A 17,487-nucleotide genomic window follows, 5' to 3' on the forward strand; every position below is an offset into this window, starting at 1 on the left:
GGATCAAGGCGCCGGAATCCGTAGGTCGCAGCCGGTGGCTCTGTCGGCTCGGGCGTTCACCCGGCTTCAGCGGGACGCTTCGCGGACAGCCGCCTCGGCGGAGATCGCCACGGGCCTCCGACCGGAACGCGGAGCGCTTGATCCCCTGCACCACGTCGCGGGGCACGGCCGCTGCCGCGCACCGGGCGCTGCGCTCCGGCCGCTGCCTGCTCCGCGGTGACCGACACGGCGCTCGGCCCTGCGGGGTGGGCCGGGGGCATGGCCGGGTGGAGCCTCCTGGCCAACGCCACAGGGGCGCCGGCACCCGCACCCGCCGGACTCACGCGGCGCGGCTCACGCCGCGTTGCCGTCGGCGTCCATGGTCATGCGGGCCACGTGGAGCGCCAGGTAGGAGACCTCGTCCTCGCTCAGGTGCTGCCCCAGACGCAGCTCGACGATCGTCGCCAGCTGCTGCGCGGTGCGGGTCGCCTCCGGGTAGTGCTGGCGGATGCCCTTGCCGATCGTGGACTCCTGGCCCTTCAGCTGCCGGTGCTGCTCGATCCGTACGAAGAGGTAGCGCACGTGGGTGATGAAGCGGGCCGCGCTCATCGACTCGGGGGAGAAGTCCATGCCGTACCGCTCACGCACCACGGCGAGCATCTGCTGGATGACGCCGGTCATCGTGTAGGTGAAGGAGAGATCGCCGGAGACGAACCCCGCGTTGACCAGGTGCAGCGCGAGCGCGGTCGCCTCGGATTCGTCCAGCTTCGGGTCGACGTGCTCGTTGATGGCCCGCAGCAGGCGCAGCGCCTGCGCGTACTCGGTGGCGTACAGGGTCTGCACCTCGGCACGCAGCGGGTACTCGATGGTGATGCCCCGCGCGGCCCGGTCCAGGGCGCCGGCGATGTGGTCGGCGACGGCGAGGGCGAGAGTGGGCCGGGTGGACTCGCGTCCCTCGATGCCGACCTCGCTGAGGGCGATCACGACGGCCCGCAGGACCTCTTCGCTGATCAGGGCGACCATCTCGGCGAGATGGTCGGGGTCGCGGCCGTCGGCCGGGACGAAGACACGCTCGATCAGCGCGGGGTCGATGCGCTTGCCCTGGCGGGCGCTGAAGCCGATGCCCCGCCCGGTGACGATGACCTCCTGGTCCTTCTCGTCACGCGCGAGGACCACGTTGTTGTTGAGGACACGCAGCGCCTTCACCGCAGGCCCTCCTTTCTCTCCGTGCCCATACTCTCCCGAACCGACGCGGCGCGCGCACACGCCCCCCGAGGGGACGTGCGCGCGCGCCGCACCGGTGGCGGGTCATCACCGACGCACGGTCACCACAGGAGCGCCGACGGCGACGTCCTGCCCGGCGTGCGGCTCGACCGACGTGACGTCCGCGGTGTTGAGGACGGTCATGAGGGTGACGGTCGGGTGCTCCGCGGCGCGTACGGCGCCGAGGTCGACCTCGGCGAGGAGGTCACCGGCGGCGACCGTCTGGCCGGCCTCGACGCGGACGTCGAAGCCCTCTCCCTGCATCTGCACCGTGTCGATGCCGACGTGGATGAGCACCTCGATGCCGTCCTCGGTGCGGATGCCGAAGGCGTGGCCGGTGTCGGCGACGGTGATCAGCTCACCGGCGACCGGGGCGACGACGTGGCCGTCGGCCGGCTCGATGCCCACGCCCTCGCCGAGCGCACGGGAGGCGAACACCGGGTCCTCGACCTCGCCGAGGCCGATCACACGGCCCGCGACGGGCGCCTTGAGCTCGGTGGCCTTTCCGGCGGCGGCGCCGGCGGAGGCACCGCCCGCGGCGGACACCACGGCGGAGTCGGTGGAGGCACCGGCGGCGGCGGCCGGAGCGGCGGCACCGACGGCGACGAGCTCGCGGTCGTCGGCCACGGTCTCGCTGCGGGCGACGACGTCACCGCGGGCGGCGGCCTCGGCGGCGTCACGCTCGGCGTTGGCCTCGGCGCGCTCCTCCGGGGTGCGGTAGTCGGAGACGACCACGAGGACCATCGAGATGATGAAGGCCGCGGAGATCGCGATGATGTACTTGATCATCGGGGTGAAGACCGGGATGGTCAGCACGGAGGTGAAGGCGAAGGCGTTGGTGTTGACGCCGCCCAGGAGGCCGATGATCACACCACCGGCGAGGCAGCCCACGAGCATGCGGGGGTAGATCCGCTTGAAGCGCAGGTGGATGCCGTACAGGGAGGGCTCGGAGATACCGCCGAGCAGACCCGCGGCCAGGGCGCCCGTGGCGGTCTGGCGCATGTCCTTCTCACGGTGCCGGATCGACAGCAGCAGGACACCGGCGGTCGCGCCGAAGCAGGCGAAGTTCCACGTGCCCATGGGGCCCTGGATGAAGTCGTACCCGAGGGTGTTGATGTTGACGAGCATCAGCGCGTTCAGCGGCCAGTGCAGGCCCAGCGGCACCAGGAAGGGGTACAGCATCGGGATGACGATCGCGAAGACGATCGGCGCGTTGGTGTTCAGCCAGGACAGACCCGAACCGAGGCCGTTGCCGGCCCAGACGCCCAGCGGGCCGATGAGGAAGGCGGTGAGCGGGATCATGATCAGCATGCTGAAGAACGGCACGAAGACCATCTGCACGTTCTCGGGGAAGATCCGCTTCAGGCCCTTGTAGACCAGGGCGAGCAGGGCGACCATCAGCAGCGGCACGAAGACCTGGCCGCCGTAGTCGTTCAGCTGCATCGGCAGCCCGAAGACGTGCGCCACGGACTCCGTGGTGCCCAGCGTGTGGTTGATGTGGGTCTCGACGCCGGGGGTCTTGGACCCGATCATGCCGGTGAAGTTCGGGGTCATCACGGCGGCCATCACGGTGGCGCCGATCCATGGGTCGATCTTCAGCTTCTTGGCCGCGTTGTAGGCGACCATGATCGGCAGGAAGTACAGCACCGAGCGCCACATCGCGTCGACGAACACCCAGGTGGCGGACTTGTTCGCGGCGCGGAAGTCGACCAGGCCGAAGGCGTCGAGCATCGAGGCGATCGCGATGATCAGCGAGGCGCCGAGCAGGACGCCCAGGAGCGGCCGGAACGAGTCGGAGAGGTACTCGAAGAAGTTGTCGAGCCAGGCGTAGCGACCGCGGCCCTTGGCCCGGGCGGCAGCCTTGACGTCGGCGTTCGACTGCGGGGCGGGGGTGCCGCCCGCCTTCATCGACGGAAGGTTTATGATCTTCGAGTGCACACTCGCGACGGCTCCGCCGATCACGATCTGGAAGCGGTCGCCCGACTGCGGCACGGTACCCATGACGCCGTCGAGGCGATCGAGGGCGGCCTGGTCGACCTTCTTCCCGTCGTGGAGCTGGAAGCGCAGCCGCGTCGCGCAGTGCGTGAGGCTCTCGATGTTCTCAGGGCCACCGACGCCGCGGAGGATCTGCTCCGCCAGTGCGTCGTGTCCCGTTGCCGGTGTTGTCATGATGCGTCCCTGCATCCCCTGGTTCGTGCCGTAATGCATCGGTCCACGAGCTCGTTCACCAGGATCTGGGCAACAAAAAAGGCCCGGGAAGCGCAAAGCGCGCCACCCAGGCCTTGCCTCCCCTCAAGCGGCCCGCCCTCCGTGGCATCGCACGCGGCGATGACGGTGACGTCCTCGGGAAGTAACAATCCTGTGATCGAGTTCGATCGTTCATTACTTTAACACCGGGCACGGTCCGCAGGGGGTGAGAGCCACAACCCTTGACGGGCCGCGGCCCTCGCCCCGGGACCTCCTTGACCCGCCTGAGCTGCGAAGACTTCGGTGTAAATCCGCCGAACGTCCCGATGTGTGTGCGACATAAGACACACCTTCCGTGTGCTCTCGGCCCCGCCCGGTCAGACCCGCCCGGTCAGACCCGTCCCGTCAGACCACCGACACGCCCGCCAGCCATCCGCCGTCGATCACGAACGGCTGCCCGGTGATGTACGCCGAGTCGTCGCAGGAGAGGAACAGGGCCAGCCGGGCGACCTCTTCCGGACGGCCGATCCGGCCGAGCGGGACGAGTTTGCGGTACAGCTCGTCCAGGGCCCGGCTCATCTCCTCCGGATCGGCGTCCGGGTCCAGGCGGGCCGGGTTGGACATCGGGGTGTCCACGGCGCCGGGGCACACCGCGTTGACGCGGATCCCGCTGGGCGCGAGCTCCAGCGCGGCGACCCGGGTGAGGCCGAGGACGGCGTGCTTGGTGGCCGCGTAGCTGCCGACGGCGGCCATGCCGGTGACGGCCGTGTAGGAGGCGGTGTTGACGATCGTGCCGCCGCCCGCCGCCGCGATCTCCGGGGCGACGGTCCTGATCCCCAGGAAGCAGCCGACCTGGTTGACCTGCACCACCTGGAGGAACTCCTCCAGCGGGGTGTCCAGCAGGGCGTTGAAGCGCAGGATGCCGGCGTTGTTGACCAGCCCGTCGATCCGGCCGTACGTCTCCTTCGCCCGCGTCACCGCCGCGCGCCAGTCGTCCTCGCGGCCCACGTCGAGGTGGACGTACAGCGCGCCCAGCTCCTTCGCCAGTTCCTCCCCCTGGTCGTCCAGGACGTCCGTCATGACGACCCGCGCGCCCTCCGCGGTGAAGAGCCGCGCCTCCTGCTCGCCCTGCCCGCGCGCCGCGCCGGTGACGATCACGACACGCCCGTCCAGCTTGCCCATGGGAAGTCCTCTCAAGACGGTGTTACGAGATGGGGCGCCACTTCCGCGCCGAACGCCGTGATCTGGTCGGTGAGTTCGCTGCGGCTCCGGCTGCGGAACCGCACCTGGATCTGGTCGACGCCCATCTCCGCGTACGCCCGCAGGGACTCCGCGAGCGCCTCGGGGGCGCCGGTGAGGGTGCGGCGGCCGGTCTCCCAGCCGGGGGTGCCGACGTAGAGCGGCTCGGTGATGGCTCCGGCGGTGAACGGCCCGCTCACCCCGGCCTGTTCGCGCAGCGCGCGGATACGGGCCAGCTGGGCCGGCAGCCGGTCGCGCGGGTCGCCCTGGGGCAGCCAGCCGTCGCCCTTGAGGGCGGCCCGGCGGACGGCGGCGGGCGAGGAGCCGCCGACCCAGACGGGGACGCGCGGCTGGGCGGGGCGGGGGCGCTGGCCGAGGCCCCCGAAGTCGTAGAGCTTGCCGTGGTGTTCGGGGAACTCGTCCGGGCCGAGCGCGGCGCGCAGCGCGTCGACGGTCTCGTCGAGCACGGCGCCCCGGTGCGCGAAGTCGGCGCCGACGGCGTCGAATTCCTCCGTGACGTGCCCCGCGCCGACGCCGAGGATCAGCCGGCCGCCGCTGAGGTGGTCGAGGGTGGCGTACTGCTTGGCGGTGAGGAGGGGGTGGCGCAGGGCGACGATCGCGACGTGGCTGAGCAGCCGGGTGCGTGCGGTGGCGGCGGCGAGATAGGAGAGGGTGGCGACGGGGTCGTACCAGACCGTGCTCATCGCGGACGCGAGGCGGCGCGGAATGGCGACGTGGTCGCAGACGGCGACGTAGGCGAAGCCCGCGTGGTCGGCGGCGCGGGCGATCTCCACCAGGTCCCCGGCGCCCGCGTCCGCCTCCCAGGGTTCGGCGTACATCGTGCTCTGCGACTGCACCGGCAGTTGCATCCCGTACCCGAGCCCGCCGGCGTTCCCGGCCCCGGCCCCGCTCACCGCGGCCCCCGCCACAGGCCGTCCGCCGTCAGTCCGAGCAGCTCGATGGCGTTGCCGCGCACGATCCGCTCGACGACGTCCGGCGCCAGATGCCCCATCTGCGCCTCGCCGACCTCGCGGGACTTGGGCCAGGTGGAGTCGGAGTGCGGGTAGTCCGTCTCGTAGAGGACGTTGCCGACGCCGATGGAGCCGAGGCTGCGCAGCCCGAACGCGTCGTCGAAGAAGCAGCCCCAGACATGCCCGGGGAAGGTCTCGGACGGCGGCCGGTGCACCTTGTCGGCGACGCCGCCCCAGCCGCGGTTCTCCTCCCAGACGACGTCGGCGCGCTCCAGGATGTAGGGGATCCAGCCGATCTGTCCCTCCGCGTACATCACCTTGAGGCCGGGGAAGCGCTCGAACTTGCCGCTCATCAGCCAGTCGACCATGGAGAAGCAGCAGTTGGCGAAGGTGATCGTGGAGCCGACGGCGGGCGGGGCGTCCTCGGAGGTGGACGGCATCCGGCTGCTGGAGCCGATGTGCATGGCGACGACGGTGCCGGTCTCGTCGCAGGCGGCGAGGAAGGGGTCCCAGTGGTCGGTGTGGACGGAGGGCAGGCCGAGGTGCGGGGGTATCTCGGAGAAGGCGACCGCGCGCACCCCGCGGGCGGCGTTGCGGCGGACCTCGGCGGCGGCCAGTTCGGCGTCCCAGAGCGGGATGAGGGTGAGCGGGACGAGCCGCCCCCGGGCCTCGGGGCCGCACCACTCCTCCACCATCCAGTCGTTGTAGGCGCGCACGCACAGCAGGGCGAGGTCCCGGTCGGCGGCCTCGGTGAAGGTCTGGCCGCAGAAGCGGGGGAAGGTGGGGAAGCAGAGGGCGGACTGGACGTGGTTGACGTCCATGTCGGCGAGGCGCTGCGCGACGTCGTACGAGCCGGGGCGCATCTGCTCGTAGGTGATGACCTCCAGTCTCACCTCCTCCCGGCTGACGCCGACGGCGGTGTCGAGGCGGGTGAGGGGGCGGTGCAGGTCCTCGTAGATCCACCAGTCGCCGACGGGGCCGTCGTCGCCCGGCTCGCCCATGACGGGCCTGAAGCGCCCGCCGAGGAAGGACATCTCCTTCAGCGGGGCGCGCACGATACGGGGCCCGGTGTCGAGGTACTTCTTCGGCAGCCGGTCCTGCCAGACGGAGGGGGGCTCCACGGTGTGGTCGTCGACGGAGATGATCAGCGGGAAGTCGCCACCGCCGGCGCGGGTGTTGTCCTGGGTGGTCTCCATGACGGCCACGGTAGCGCCAATCTGACGGACCGTCAGCTGCGTGGACGCCGGCAGGACCCGTCCGGGGCCGCGGAGAGGATGTGAGGGCCCTGTGCATGTCGCCCCGATTCCCCTGCGGCGCACGGCACTCACCCGTGATCGGCGCCCCTCGTGGCTGACGCGCGCCCTGTGGACAAGGCAGACTTACGTCCGATAACGAGGGTCTCTAGGGGGACAGCGGATGGACGGTGGACCGCGGGTACCGGCGCAGTGGCGTCCCGGACCCGCAGAGGAGTCGCCTCAGCTGCGGTTCGACGTGCTCGGACCGGTGCGCGGCCGGCGGGGCGGCGAGCCGCTCTCCATGGGCTCACCACAGCAACGGGCCCTGCTGGCGGCTCTGTTACTGCGCGAGGGCCGGACGGCCACCGCACCCGAGCTGGTCGACGCCCTGTGGGGCCAGGAACCGCCGGCGCGGGCGGTGGCGGCGCTGCGGACCTACGCGTCCCGGCTCCGCAAGATCCTGGACCCCGGCATGCTGGTCACCGAGTCCGGCGGCTACGCGGTACGGGGCCTCGCCGACGGCGTGCTCGACCTGGCGCGCGCGCAACGGCTGGCCGCCGAGGCGGACAAGGCGAAGGCCGCCGGTGACCTGGGCCGGGCCCGGCAGCTGCTGAACGACGCGCTGGACCTGTGGGACGGCGAACCGCTCGCCGGGGTGCCCGGCCCGTACGCGGAGGCCCAGCGGACCCGGCTGTCCGAGTGGCGCCTCCAACTCCTCGAGTCCCGGCTCGACATGGACCTGGAGCAGGGCTGTCACGCGGCGGCCGTGTCGGAGCTGACCGCGCTCACCGCCGACCATCCGCTCAGCGAACGGCTGCGCGAGCTGCTGATGCTGGCCCTGTACCGCGGCGGCCGCCAGGCCGAGGCGCTGGCCGTGTACGCCGACACCCGGCGGCTGCTCGCGGAGGAACTCGGCGTCGACCCGAGCCCCGCCCTCAGCGACCTCCAGCAGCGCATCCTCCAGGCCGACCCGGGCCTCGCGGAGCCGTCCGCCCCGGTGCCCGAACCGGTCGCCGCCCCGGTCCGGCCCGCACAACTCCCCATGGCGGTGCCCGACTTCACGGGCCGCGCGTCCTTCGTGGCCGAGCTCGGCGAGGTACTGGCATCGGCGTCCCAGGACGGAGAGGGGGACGGCGGCCGGGTCATGGCGGTGTCCGCGCTCGCCGGGATCGGCGGCGTGGGCAAGACGACGCTGGCCGTGCACGTCGCCCACCAGGCACGCGGCGCGTTCCCCGGCGGACAGCTGTACGTCGACCTCCAGGGCGCCGGCGCCCGGCCCGCCGAGCCGGAGACGGTGCTCGGTTCCTTCCTGCGTGCCCTGGGCACCCAGGACTCGGCGATCCCGGAGTCCCTGGAGGACCGCGCCGCGCTCTACCGCTCCCTGCTGGACGGGCGCCGCGTGCTGGTCCTGCTGGACAACGCGCGGGACGCCGCGCAGGTACGCCCGCTGCTGCCGGGCACGGAGGGCTGCGCGGCCCTGGTGACCTCGCGGGTGCGGATGGTGGACCTGGCCGGGGCGCACCTGGTGGACCTGGACGTGATGTCGCCGGACGAGGCGCTGGCGCTGTTCACCAGGATCGTCGGCGAGGAGCGGGTGCGCGCGGAGCGGGAGGCGGCCCTGGACGTGGTCGCGGCGTGCGGTTTCCTGCCGCTGGCGATCCGTATCGCCGCGTCCCGCCTCGCGGCACGCCGTACCTGGACGGTGTCGGTGCTGGCGGCGAAGCTCGCCGACGAACGCCGCCGGCTGGACGAGCTCCAGGCGGGCGACCTCGCCGTGAAGGCGACCTTCGAGCTCGGCTACGGCCAGCTGGAGCCCGCCCAGCAGCGGGCGTTCCGGCTGCTGGGTCTGGCCGACGGCCCGGACATCTCGCTGGCCGCGGCGGCCGCCGTACTGGACCTCCCGCAGGACGACACCGAGGACCTGCTGGAATCCCTGGTGGACACCTCCCTGGTGGAGTCGGCGGCACCCGGCCGCTACCGCTACCACGACCTCGTACGGCTCTACGCCCGGGCCTGCGCGGAACGCGACGAGGAGCCGCCGAGCGGGTGCGCGGCGGCCCTGTCCCGGCTCCTGGACTTCTATCTGGCCACGGTCGCCGGCGGTTATCTGATCGAACGCCCCGGCGACCGCCTGGTCGACCACCTGGAGCAGCCCTCCCACCCCGGCCTGGCCTTCTCCGACCGGCACGCCGCCCAGGACTGGCTGTACGCGGAGGCGGTCTCCCTGCTGGCCTGCGTACGCCAGTCCGCCGCCCGTCCCGGGACCCTGCGCCGTGCGGTCGACGTGCTGTGGGCGGCGGTGGACCTGGCCGAGTCGGGCGCCAACTCCCGCGAGTACGAGGTCGTCGCCGCCCGGCTGCGCGACGCGGCGCGGGACGCCGGCGACCCCCGTTCCGAGGCGCGGGCGCTGATGGCGCTGGCCTTCGTGCACCACATCTCCGGCAGCAAGTTCGACGCGGCGGGACAGGCGGCCGAGCGGGCCACGGCCCTGGCCGACGCCTGCGACGACCCGCTCACCGCCTGCTGGGCGTCGAACATCAGCGGCGCGGTCGCGATGTACCAGAACCGGCCGGCCGACGCCGAGGCCCACTTCACCCGGGCCGCCGAGAACTTCCGCCCGCTGGGCGACCGTCCGGGCGAGGCCAGCGCCCTGTGCAACCTCTCCCGCACCCATCTGGCCACCGGCCGCACCGGGAGCGCGGTGGAGCTGGCCCGGCAGGGCACGGAGATGTACGACGCGATGGGCCACGCCCTCAAGGGCGCCAACGGCCGCTACGCGCTCGGTCTCGCCCTCACCAGCAGCGGCGACCTGGCCGGGGCCACCGAGTGCCTCCAGCAGGCGCTGCGCGTCTTCCAGGACTCCCGCCAGCGCCTGTGGGAGGGCATGACCTTCTTCCGGCTGGCCGAACTCGACCTCACCGCCCGCCGCCCCGCCCCGGCCGCCGTCAACGCCGAGACGGCCCTCACCCTCCTCCGCGGCATCGGCGGCGAATGGCGCCGCGCCAACGCCCTCACCGTCCTCGGCCGCGCCCTGCACGGCATAGGCCACCTCGACCGCGCCCAGGTCTGCTGGCGCGAGGCCCTCGACGTCTTCGACACCCTGAACGCCCCGGAGGCGGCGGAGGTACGGGCCCTGCTGACGCCCTCGGCGGTGGGGTGAGGGGCTGAAGACCGTCCCGTCACTTTCCCCTGGACGCGCGGTCCGGCGCGGCGGCGTTCATCGTTCGTTTATCGGCGTCCGGCATGCTCTGCTGTGTCGCGCCGTCGCGTCGGGGGGCAGACGGAGCGGCAGGTGGCCGGGTTCGTGAGGTGAGCCGGTCACGACGGGTCCGCCCGGCCGTGCACGGGGGGAAAGCCGGGCGGACCCGCCATCCAGCGCACGACACGCAGGGAGAGCCAGCGAGATGAGCGACCAGAACACCACCGACAACGTGCACGTCACGGACGAACCGCTCGTGGCGGCCGGCGGGGGCACCACCATGGGCAACGTGCACGTGACCGACGAGCCGCTGACGGCCACCGCCGCGGACGGCGGCACCGCCGACCCGGACAACGTCCATGTGACGGACGAGTCCGCCTGACGCCTCCACCGGGGGGGGCGGGGGAACAGGGGGCGGAGCACAGAGGACGGCCGCGGCGGCGCGGAAGAGGGGGAGCCGCCGCGGCCGTCCCGCGTGCCGGGCGAGACGGCCGGGGGCCGGGTGTCAGGTACGGTCCGCAGCCCGGCCGCGCAGGTCGCCCTTCAGCACCTTGCCGCTCGCGTTGCGGGGCAGGTCGCGGACGAACTCGACCCGCCTCGGCACCTTGTAGTTGGCCATCTCCCGGCGGGACCAGGCGATCAGGTCGTCGGCGGTCGTGAGCGCGCCGGGGCGGCGGACGACGTAAGCCATGCCGACCTCGCCGAGCCGGGCGTCCGGGACGCCGATCACCGCGACGTCGGCCACCTCCGGGTGCAGGCCGAGGAGCTGCTCGATCTCCGCCGGGTAGGCGTTGAAGCCGCCGACGATGAACATGTCCTTGAGGCGGTCGGTGATCCGGAGGTTGCCCGCCGCGTCCAGGACACCCACGTCGCCCGTGCGCAGCCAGCCGTCCGGCGTCAGCACCTCGGCCGTCGCCGCCTCGTCCTCGTAGTAGCCCCGCATGACGTTGAAGCCCCGGACCAGGATCTCGCCGGGCTCGCCCGGAGGGCGTACGGCGCCCTGCGCGTCCGCCACGCGGACCTCCGTACCCGGGACGGCCCGGCCCGAGGTCGACGCGATCACCGTCGGGGCGTCGCCGCGGCGGCACATCGTGACGATGCCGCTCGCCTCCGAGAGGCCGTACGCGGTCAGGACCGTCTCCACGCCCAGTTCGCCGCGCAGCCGTTCCACCAGGCGGAGCGGGACCACCGCCGCGCCGGTCACGACCAGGCGGAGGGCCGAGAGGTCGTGGGCGCTGCGGGCCGGGTGGTCGAGGAGGGACTGGAGGAGGGTGGGCGGCCCGGGGAGGACCGAGACGCGTTCCGCCGCCATGTTCGCCAGCACCGTGTCCGTCCCGGACACCGCCTGCGGGATCACCGTCGCGCCGCGCGTCAGGCAGGCGATCACGCCCGCCTTGTAGCCGAAGGTGTGGAAGAACGGGTTCACGACGAGGTAGCGGTCGCCGTGGCGCAGGCCCGCCAGGTCGCTCCACACCTCGTAGCCGCGCAGGCTCTGCCCGTGGGTGATCACCGCGCCCTTCGGGCGGCCCGTCGTGCCCGAGGTGAAGACGATGTCGGAGGGGGTGGACGGGGTGATGCCCGCCGCGCGGGCCCTGACCTGCCCGGCGGTCACCGCCTCGCCGTCCGCCAGGAAGTCCTTCCAGGTACGGAAGTCCGGCGGCGCGGCGTCCCCCGACAGAACCACCACCTGCTCCAGGGCGGGAAGCCCGGAAAGCGGACCACGCCCCCTGCGGGGACCACCGCCCGGACCGGGGCCACTCGCCGGGGTCGGCCCCCCGGGCACCGCGTCCCCGCCCGCCGCGCGGCGCAGCGCGGCGACGTACGACGTGCCCAGGAAGGTGTCCGTCACGAACAGCAGCCGGGTTCCGCTCCTGCGCAGTACGTACGCCGCCTCCGGACCCTTGAAGCGCGTGTTCAGGGGGACGAGGACCGCTCCCGCCGAGACCGCGCCCAGCGCGGCGGTGATCCAGTCGAGGGAGTTCGGCGCCCACACCGCCACCCGGTCGCCCGGCTCGATGCCGTTGGCCAGGCAGGCCGCCGCCGCCCGCGCCACCCGCGCGCCCAGTTCCGCGTACGTGATCCGGGTCCGCCCGTCGACGACCGCCTCGGTGTCCGCGTACCGCCGTGCCGCCCAGCTCACCAGGGCCGGGATGCTGCCCCACGCCGTCTCGTCGCGCACCTTCGGCCTCCCCGCGGACAGGTTGCTGACTGACCGTCAGATTAGCGGTAGCCTGACGGGCTGTCAGCAGCCGTCGGTCACAGGCCACAGCGCGGAGGTGGGTGCACCATGCCGGGAACGGGCGGAGCGCAAGGCGTCAAGGACGCCACCGCCATCGCGGGGATCGGCCAGACCCCCTTCGCCAAGCGGCTCCCCGAGGACGAGAGGACCCTCGCCTGCCGTGCCGTGCTCGCCGCCCTCGACGACGCGGGCATCGACCCGGGCGAGGTCGACGCCGTCGCCTCCTACACCATGGAGGACACCGACGAGGTCGAGCTGGCCAAGGCCGTCGGCTTCGGCGACCTCACCTTCTTCAGCAAGGTCGGCTACGGGGGCGGCGGTTCGTGTGCCACGGTCGCGCATCTCGCCGCCGCGATCACCGCCGGACAGGCCACCGTCGGGGTCGCCTGGCGGTCCCGGAAGCGGGGCAGCGGGCCGCGCCCGTGGACCAACACCGCCGTCCAGCTGCCCACCCCGGCCCAGTGGACCCGGCCGTACGGGCTGCTGCGGCCGGTGGACGAGATCGCCATGCTGGCCCGCCGCCACATGCACGAGTACGGCACCACCCGCGACCACCTGTTCAACGTCGCCCTCGCCTGCCGCAACCGCGCCAACCAGAACCCGGCCGCCGTCATGTACGACCGGCCGCTCACCCGCGAGATGTACATGTCCTCCCGGTGGATCAGCGAGCCGCTCTGCCTCTTCGACAACTGCCTGGAGACGGACGGCGCGCTGGCGTGCGTGGTCGTCTCCGCCGAGCGGGCCCGGGACTGCCGGCGGCGGCCCGTGTACATCCACTCCGCCGCGCAGGGACTGCCCGCCCAGCACCACGGCATGGTCAACTACTGGACCGACGACCCCCTCACCGGCCCCGCCTGGGCCGCCGCCCGCCACCTGTGGAAGCACGCCGACCTCACCCCCGAGGACGTCGACGTCGCCCAGATCTACGACGCGTTCACCCCGCTGATCCCGCTCTCCCTGGAGGGTTACGGCTTCTGCGGCCGGGGCGAGGGCGGCGCGTTCACCGAGGGCGGCGCCCTGGAGACCGGCGGACGGCTGCCCCTCAACACCGGCGGGGGCGGGCTCAGCGAGGCGTACGTGCACGGCTTCAACCTGATCACCGAGGGCGTCCGACAGCTGCGCGGCACCAGTACCGCGCAGGTCCCGGACGCCGCGACCTGCCTGGTCACCGCGGGCGAGGGCGTCCCCACCTCCGCCCTGCTGCTGCGCAACTGAGCCCCGAGGAGTGAGCGTTGATGCTGCGTCCCGTCACCGACACCGACGGCGCCCCCTTCTGGGAGTACGCCGCCCGCGGTGAACTCCGCGTGCAGGCCTGCGCCGGCTGCGGCGAGCCCCGCTTCCCGCCGCGGCCCTGCTGCCCGCACTGCCGGTCCTTCGCCAGCGAGTGGCGCCTCACCGGCGGACGCGGCCGCGTGTGGTCGTACGTCGTACCGCATCCGCCGCTGCTGCCGGACTACGCGGCGCGGGCGCCGTACAACGTCGTCCTGGTGGAGCTGGAGGACGCGCCCCGGATCCGGCTCGTCGGCAACCTCGTGCCCCACCCGGGCGCGCCCCTCGGCTCCCTCGCGCCCGAGCAGCTCCGTATCGGCGCGCGCGTCCGGGCCGTGTTCCCCGCGGACGGCGGAGCGCCGCTGCCGCAGTGGGTGCCGGAGCGGTCATGACCCTCCGCGTCAGCACCGGCAACGGCACCGGCGTCGCCGTCGTCACCCTCGACCGGCCCGCCCGGCTCAACGCCGTCGACCTCGCCACGGCCGGTGAACTCGGCGCGGTGTGGCGGCGGTTCCGGACCGACGACACCGTACGGGCCGTGGTGCTCACCGGGGCCGGGGAGCGCGCGTTCTGCACCGGCATCGACCGGGACACCGTCGTCCCGCAGCCGGACTCCCCCTACATGCAGGACGATCCGCTGCTGAACATCGGGCCGAAGGCCAACGACCTGTGGAAGCCGGTGATCGCCGCCGTCAGCGGGATGGCCTGCGGCGGCGCCTACTACCTGCTCGGCGAGGCCGAGTTCGTCGTCGCCGACACCACCGCCGTCTTCTTCGACCCGCACACCGCCTACGGCATGGTCAGCGCCTACGAGTCCGCGCTCATGGCCCTGCGGATGCCCTACGGCGAGGCCGCGCGGATGATGCTCATGGGCACCGCCGAACGGATCTCCGCCGAACGCGCCCACGCCGTCGGCCTGGTCTCCGAACTCACCCCGCCCGGGGAGGCGGTGGCGGCCGCGGTCCGGTGCGCCACCGTGCTCGCCGGGTATCCGCCGGAGGGCGTGCAGGGCACCGTACGGGCGTTGTGGGCGGTCAAGGAGGCGGCGCGGGCGCACGCGTACGCCCTGGCGCCGTCCCTGGTCGCGCTGGGCAACCTGCCTCCCGAGCGGCAGGCGGAGCTGTTCGCAGGGCGGCGGAGCGGCGATTTCCGGGTCCGGTGACAGTCCGCCGCGCGGGCGGAGGCGAGGGACGGGGCGGACCGCCTGGTGACCGCGTGGCGGACCGCACCCCGCGACGGTAGCGTCGGCTCCGGGACGGCCGCCGTACGCGCCCCTTCCGTGGCACCGGCACCGCTGCGACGGCCGTCGCACCCACCGCCGTGCCGAAGCCGTCACGCCGAAGCCGCCGCACAGGCGCTGCCGCTCCCCCGAGGCCGCGCGACCGCGCCCCGCCGGGTCGTCACGTCGTGCGGGCCGTGCCGGTGCCCTTCTCCGCGTCCAGCGCGTACACGCACCGGTCCTTGCTGCACGCGTACACGATGCCGTCCCGCACCACCGGCGACCCGGTGATCTCGCCGCCGGTGGCGAGTTTCCAGCGCAGCCGGCCGTCGTCGGCCTTCAGGGTGTAGAGCAGATGGTCGGTCGAGCCGAAGTGGATCCGGCCCTCGGCCACCGCCGGGGCGCCCACCAGGTCGCCGCCCGACTGGAACCGCCACTTGGGCGTACCGGTCACCGCGTCCAGCGTGTAGAGACCCTTGCCGCTGCCCACGTGGACGTGTCCGGCGGCCACCAGGACCGGCTCGGCGGAGGAACGGGACTCGGTGGCGATACGCCAGCGGTCGCGGCCGTCGGCGGCGTCCAGGGCGTACACCGTGCCGAGGTAGTCGGCGAGGTAGACACCGCCGCCGGTGACGGCGGGGCCGGGCGCGAAGGCGGGCGGGCACAGGAAGACCGCCGGGGCCTCGAAGTGCCAGCGCACCATGCCGGTCGCCACGTCGATCGCGATGACCCGGGTGCCCGCCGCGACGTAGAGGCAGCCGTCGGGGGCCGGGGTGAGACGGACCGGGACCCCGCCGCAGGAGGCGGCGTCGCCGACCGGGTACGACCAGCGCTCGTCGCCGGTACGGGCCTCCAGGGCGCGCAGCCGGGCGTCCTGCCACACGTACACGACGCCGTCGTGGAGCGCGGGGCCCGCCTCGGGCGACTCGAAGTCGGTCTGCGCGCCGTTCAGCTCCCACAGCTTCTGCCCGCTGGACGCCTCCCACGCCTGGACCCCGCCGCCACGGGTGGCGGTGAGGACGGTGCCGCGCTCGGCCTTGAGGGAGTACACCCAGGCGTCGGTCTGGAGCCGCCACAGATCGCCGCCCTCACGGGCGTCGAGGGCGTAGAGGGTGGGGCCGTCGGAGGCGTGGATACGGCCGTCGGCGACCGACATCGACCAGGCCACGTCCCGCGTCTTGAAGCGGCGGCGGCCGGTCGCCACGTCCAGGGCGTGCACCTCGAAGGAGGTGACGTAGACCAGGTCACCGTCGACGGCGGGGGTGCCCCAGACATCGTTGGACATACGGAACCGCCAGGGCCGCCAGCCGGTGGCCGCCTCCGGCGGTACGGGCGGGGCCTGCGGGGCGGTGAGGGCCGGGTCGGCGCCGTTGACGCCGGGGCGGGGGCGCGACCAGTGGGCGACCAGCCCGGCCTCGGGCGGCGGTGCCTTCACGGCGGCGGCGCGGGCGTCGGCGACGCGCGGCCCCGGTCCGATGGGCACGGCGGCGCCGGCCAGCCGGACCGGGCCGGTGTCGGGGGCGCCGGCCGGCAGGGGCAGCGGGGCGGGCGCGGTGGCCGGGACGGGCACGGGGGCGGGGGCGTACGAGGGCGGGGGCGGCAGCTGGGGTCGCGGGCCCGCCTGGGTGGCCCGGGCGGCACCGGCGCGGACCGCGCCGCGGCGGGACTCGATGAGGGTGACCGCCGACTCCGGCAGCCACGCCGACGCCGTACCGCTGTCGTCGGAGCCGGAGCCGAACAGGTGCGGGGCCAGCTGTGCCTGGAGGTCGGCCGGGTTGGGCCGGGCGGTGGCGTCCATCTGCATACAGGAGTCGATCAGCGGGCGCAGCTCGTCGGGCAGCCCCTCCAGATCGGGTTCCTCGCGCAGCAGCATGAAGACGGTCTCGACCGGGTTGGCGCCGTGGAAGGGCGGGTGTCCGGTGGCGGCGAAGACGAGCATCGAGCCGAGCGAGAAGACGTCGCTCGCGCCGGTCACGCTGCGGGAGTCCTTGGCCTGCTCGGGCGACATGTAGGCGGGGGTGCCGACGGCGACGTTCGTCATCGTCAGACGGGTGTTCGAGACACCGGAGGCGATGCCGAAGTCGATGACGCGGGGGCCGTCCTCGACGACCAGCACGTTGGACGGCTTGAGGTCGCGGTGGACGAGTCCGGCGCCGTGGATGGACTGGAGCGCCTCGGCGACCCCGGCGGCGAGCCAGCGCACCGCCTGGGCGGGCAGCGGGCCGCAGTCGTTCACTATCTCCTCGAGGGAGGGCGCGGGAACGTACGCGGTGGCCAGCCAGGGCACGGCGGCGCGCGGGTCGGCGTCGACGACCGCGGCCGTGTAGAAGCCGGAGACGGCGCGGGCGGCCTCCACCTCGCGGGTGAAACGGACCCGGAAGAGCTGGTCCTCCGCCAGTTCCGTACGGACCGTCTTGATCGCCACGCGCCGGCCGGACGCCGAGCGCGCGAGATAGACCAGCCCCATGCCGCCGGCTCCCAGCCGTCCCAGCACCTCGAACGGCCCGATCCGCCGCGGATCGTGCTGCGTCAGCTGATCCACCACTTGCCTGCCACCTCCCCGTACGAGCCGCGTCACCCACTTATGTACGCGACCCCGTGCAGCGTCTCACCACCGCACCGCCGTGGCGGCACGCACCCCGATTCTCCCTGGCCCGGACACTGGTTGCGAACCCGGGGCGATATCG

Annotated in this window: 12 protein-coding genes; 5 read left to right on the forward strand and 7 right to left on the reverse strand. The window is 73.3% G+C overall.

Annotated features, from left to right (window positions below):
• Positions 1-333: 333 nt before the first annotated feature.
• The 5 genes from ABZ862_RS19185 to ABZ862_RS19205 all read right to left on the reverse strand — a co-directional run bounded on the left by ABZ862_RS19185 (position 334) and on the right by ABZ862_RS19205 (position 6,835).
• A complete protein-coding gene (locus tag ABZ862_RS19185) occupies positions 334-1,185 on the reverse strand; it encodes a PRD domain-containing protein (RefSeq protein ID WP_360959519.1) in 852 nt (283 codons plus the stop codon).
• Positions 1,186-1,290: 105 nt separating this feature from the next.
• The gene (locus tag ABZ862_RS19190) at positions 1,291-3,411 is read right to left on the reverse strand and encodes a glucose PTS transporter subunit IIA (RefSeq protein ID WP_360959521.1); all 2,121 of its coding nucleotides are present in this window, start codon (positions 3,409-3,411) and stop codon (positions 1,291-1,293) included.
• A 423-nt stretch (positions 3,412-3,834) separates the two neighbouring features.
• Positions 3,835-4,611, reverse strand: coding sequence for a glucose 1-dehydrogenase (locus ABZ862_RS19195; protein WP_360959523.1), 777 nt, complete (start codon positions 4,609-4,611; stop codon positions 3,835-3,837).
• 11 nt (positions 4,612-4,622) lie between these two features.
• Positions 4,623-5,537 (reverse strand): LLM class F420-dependent oxidoreductase, encoded by a 915-nt coding sequence (locus tag ABZ862_RS19200; protein ID WP_360959825.1) that lies wholly within the window; start codon positions 5,535-5,537, stop codon positions 4,623-4,625.
• 41 nt (positions 5,538-5,578) lie between these two features.
• A complete protein-coding gene (locus ABZ862_RS19205; RefSeq protein WP_360959525.1) occupies positions 5,579-6,835 on the reverse strand; it encodes an amidohydrolase family protein in 1,257 nt (418 codons plus the stop codon).
• Positions 6,836-7,055: 220 nt separating this feature from the next.
• Between ABZ862_RS19205 and ABZ862_RS19210 the strand changes: the two genes are divergently transcribed.
• The gene (locus tag ABZ862_RS19210) at positions 7,056-10,034 is read left to right on the forward strand and encodes a BTAD domain-containing putative transcriptional regulator (protein WP_360959527.1); all 2,979 of its coding nucleotides are present in this window, start codon (positions 7,056-7,058) and stop codon (positions 10,032-10,034) included.
• A 244-nt stretch (positions 10,035-10,278) separates the two neighbouring features.
• A complete protein-coding gene (locus tag ABZ862_RS19215) occupies positions 10,279-10,455 on the forward strand; it encodes a hypothetical protein (protein WP_360959529.1) in 177 nt (58 codons plus the stop codon).
• 123 nt (positions 10,456-10,578) lie between these two features.
• On the opposite strand, the gene ABZ862_RS19220 is transcribed toward ABZ862_RS19215, so the two are convergent.
• The gene (locus tag ABZ862_RS19220; protein WP_360959531.1) at positions 10,579-12,252 is read right to left on the reverse strand and encodes a fatty acid--CoA ligase family protein; all 1,674 of its coding nucleotides are present in this window, start codon (positions 12,250-12,252) and stop codon (positions 10,579-10,581) included.
• 108 nt (positions 12,253-12,360) lie between these two features.
• Between ABZ862_RS19220 and ABZ862_RS19225 the strand changes: the two genes are divergently transcribed.
• From ABZ862_RS19225 to ABZ862_RS19235, 3 genes are read left to right on the forward strand one after another with little or no spacing between them, the layout of a single operon-like run.
• Positions 12,361-13,527 (forward strand): lipid-transfer protein, encoded by a 1,167-nt coding sequence (locus ABZ862_RS19225; RefSeq protein ID WP_360959533.1) that lies wholly within the window; start codon positions 12,361-12,363, stop codon positions 13,525-13,527.
• 20 nt (positions 13,528-13,547) lie between these two features.
• Entirely contained in the window at positions 13,548-13,973 is a 426-nt protein-coding gene (locus ABZ862_RS19230) for an OB-fold domain-containing protein (protein ID WP_360959535.1), read from the forward strand.
• The gene (locus tag ABZ862_RS19235; protein ID WP_360959537.1) at positions 13,970-14,743 is read left to right on the forward strand and encodes an enoyl-CoA hydratase/isomerase family protein; all 774 of its coding nucleotides are present in this window, start codon (positions 13,970-13,972) and stop codon (positions 14,741-14,743) included. The genes ABZ862_RS19230 and ABZ862_RS19235 overlap by 4 nt, the downstream gene beginning before the upstream one ends.
• 238 nt (positions 14,744-14,981) lie before the next feature.
• Here the strand turns inward: ABZ862_RS19235 and ABZ862_RS19240 are convergent, their stop codons facing one another.
• Positions 14,982-17,345: a PQQ-binding-like beta-propeller repeat protein gene (locus ABZ862_RS19240; protein WP_360959539.1), complete on the reverse strand. Its 2,364-nt coding sequence runs from the start codon at positions 17,343-17,345 to the stop codon at positions 14,982-14,984.
• Positions 17,346-17,487 lie beyond the last annotated feature (142 nt).

It is taken from the genome of Streptomyces sp. NPDC047000 (genome assembly GCF_040644295.1).
GTDB lineage: Bacteria > Actinomycetota > Actinomycetes > Streptomycetales > Streptomycetaceae > Streptomyces.

Coding starts and splice junctions, on each gene's coding strand:
- ABZ862_RS19190 (WP_360959521.1), bottom strand. CDS start 3,411: ATGACAACACCGGCAACGGGACACGACGCACTGGCGGAGCAGATCCTC.
- ABZ862_RS19195 (WP_360959523.1), bottom strand. CDS start 4,611: ATGGGCAAGCTGGACGGGCGTGTCGTGATCGTCACCGGCGCGGCGCGC.
- ABZ862_RS19200 (WP_360959825.1), bottom strand. CDS start 5,537: ATGCAACTGCCGGTGCAGTCGCAGAGCACGATGTACGCCGAACCCTGG.
- ABZ862_RS19205 (WP_360959525.1), bottom strand. CDS start 6,835: ATGGAGACCACCCAGGACAACACCCGCGCCGGCGGTGGCGACTTCCCG.
- ABZ862_RS19210 (WP_360959527.1), top strand. CDS start 7,056: ATGGACGGTGGACCGCGGGTACCGGCGCAGTGGCGTCCCGGACCCGCA.
- ABZ862_RS19215 (WP_360959529.1), top strand. CDS start 10,279: ATGAGCGACCAGAACACCACCGACAACGTGCACGTCACGGACGAACCG.
- ABZ862_RS19225 (WP_360959533.1), top strand. CDS start 12,361: ATGCCGGGAACGGGCGGAGCGCAAGGCGTCAAGGACGCCACCGCCATC.
- ABZ862_RS19230 (WP_360959535.1), top strand. CDS start 13,548: ATGCTGCGTCCCGTCACCGACACCGACGGCGCCCCCTTCTGGGAGTAC.
- ABZ862_RS19235 (WP_360959537.1), top strand. CDS start 13,970: ATGACCCTCCGCGTCAGCACCGGCAACGGCACCGGCGTCGCCGTCGTC.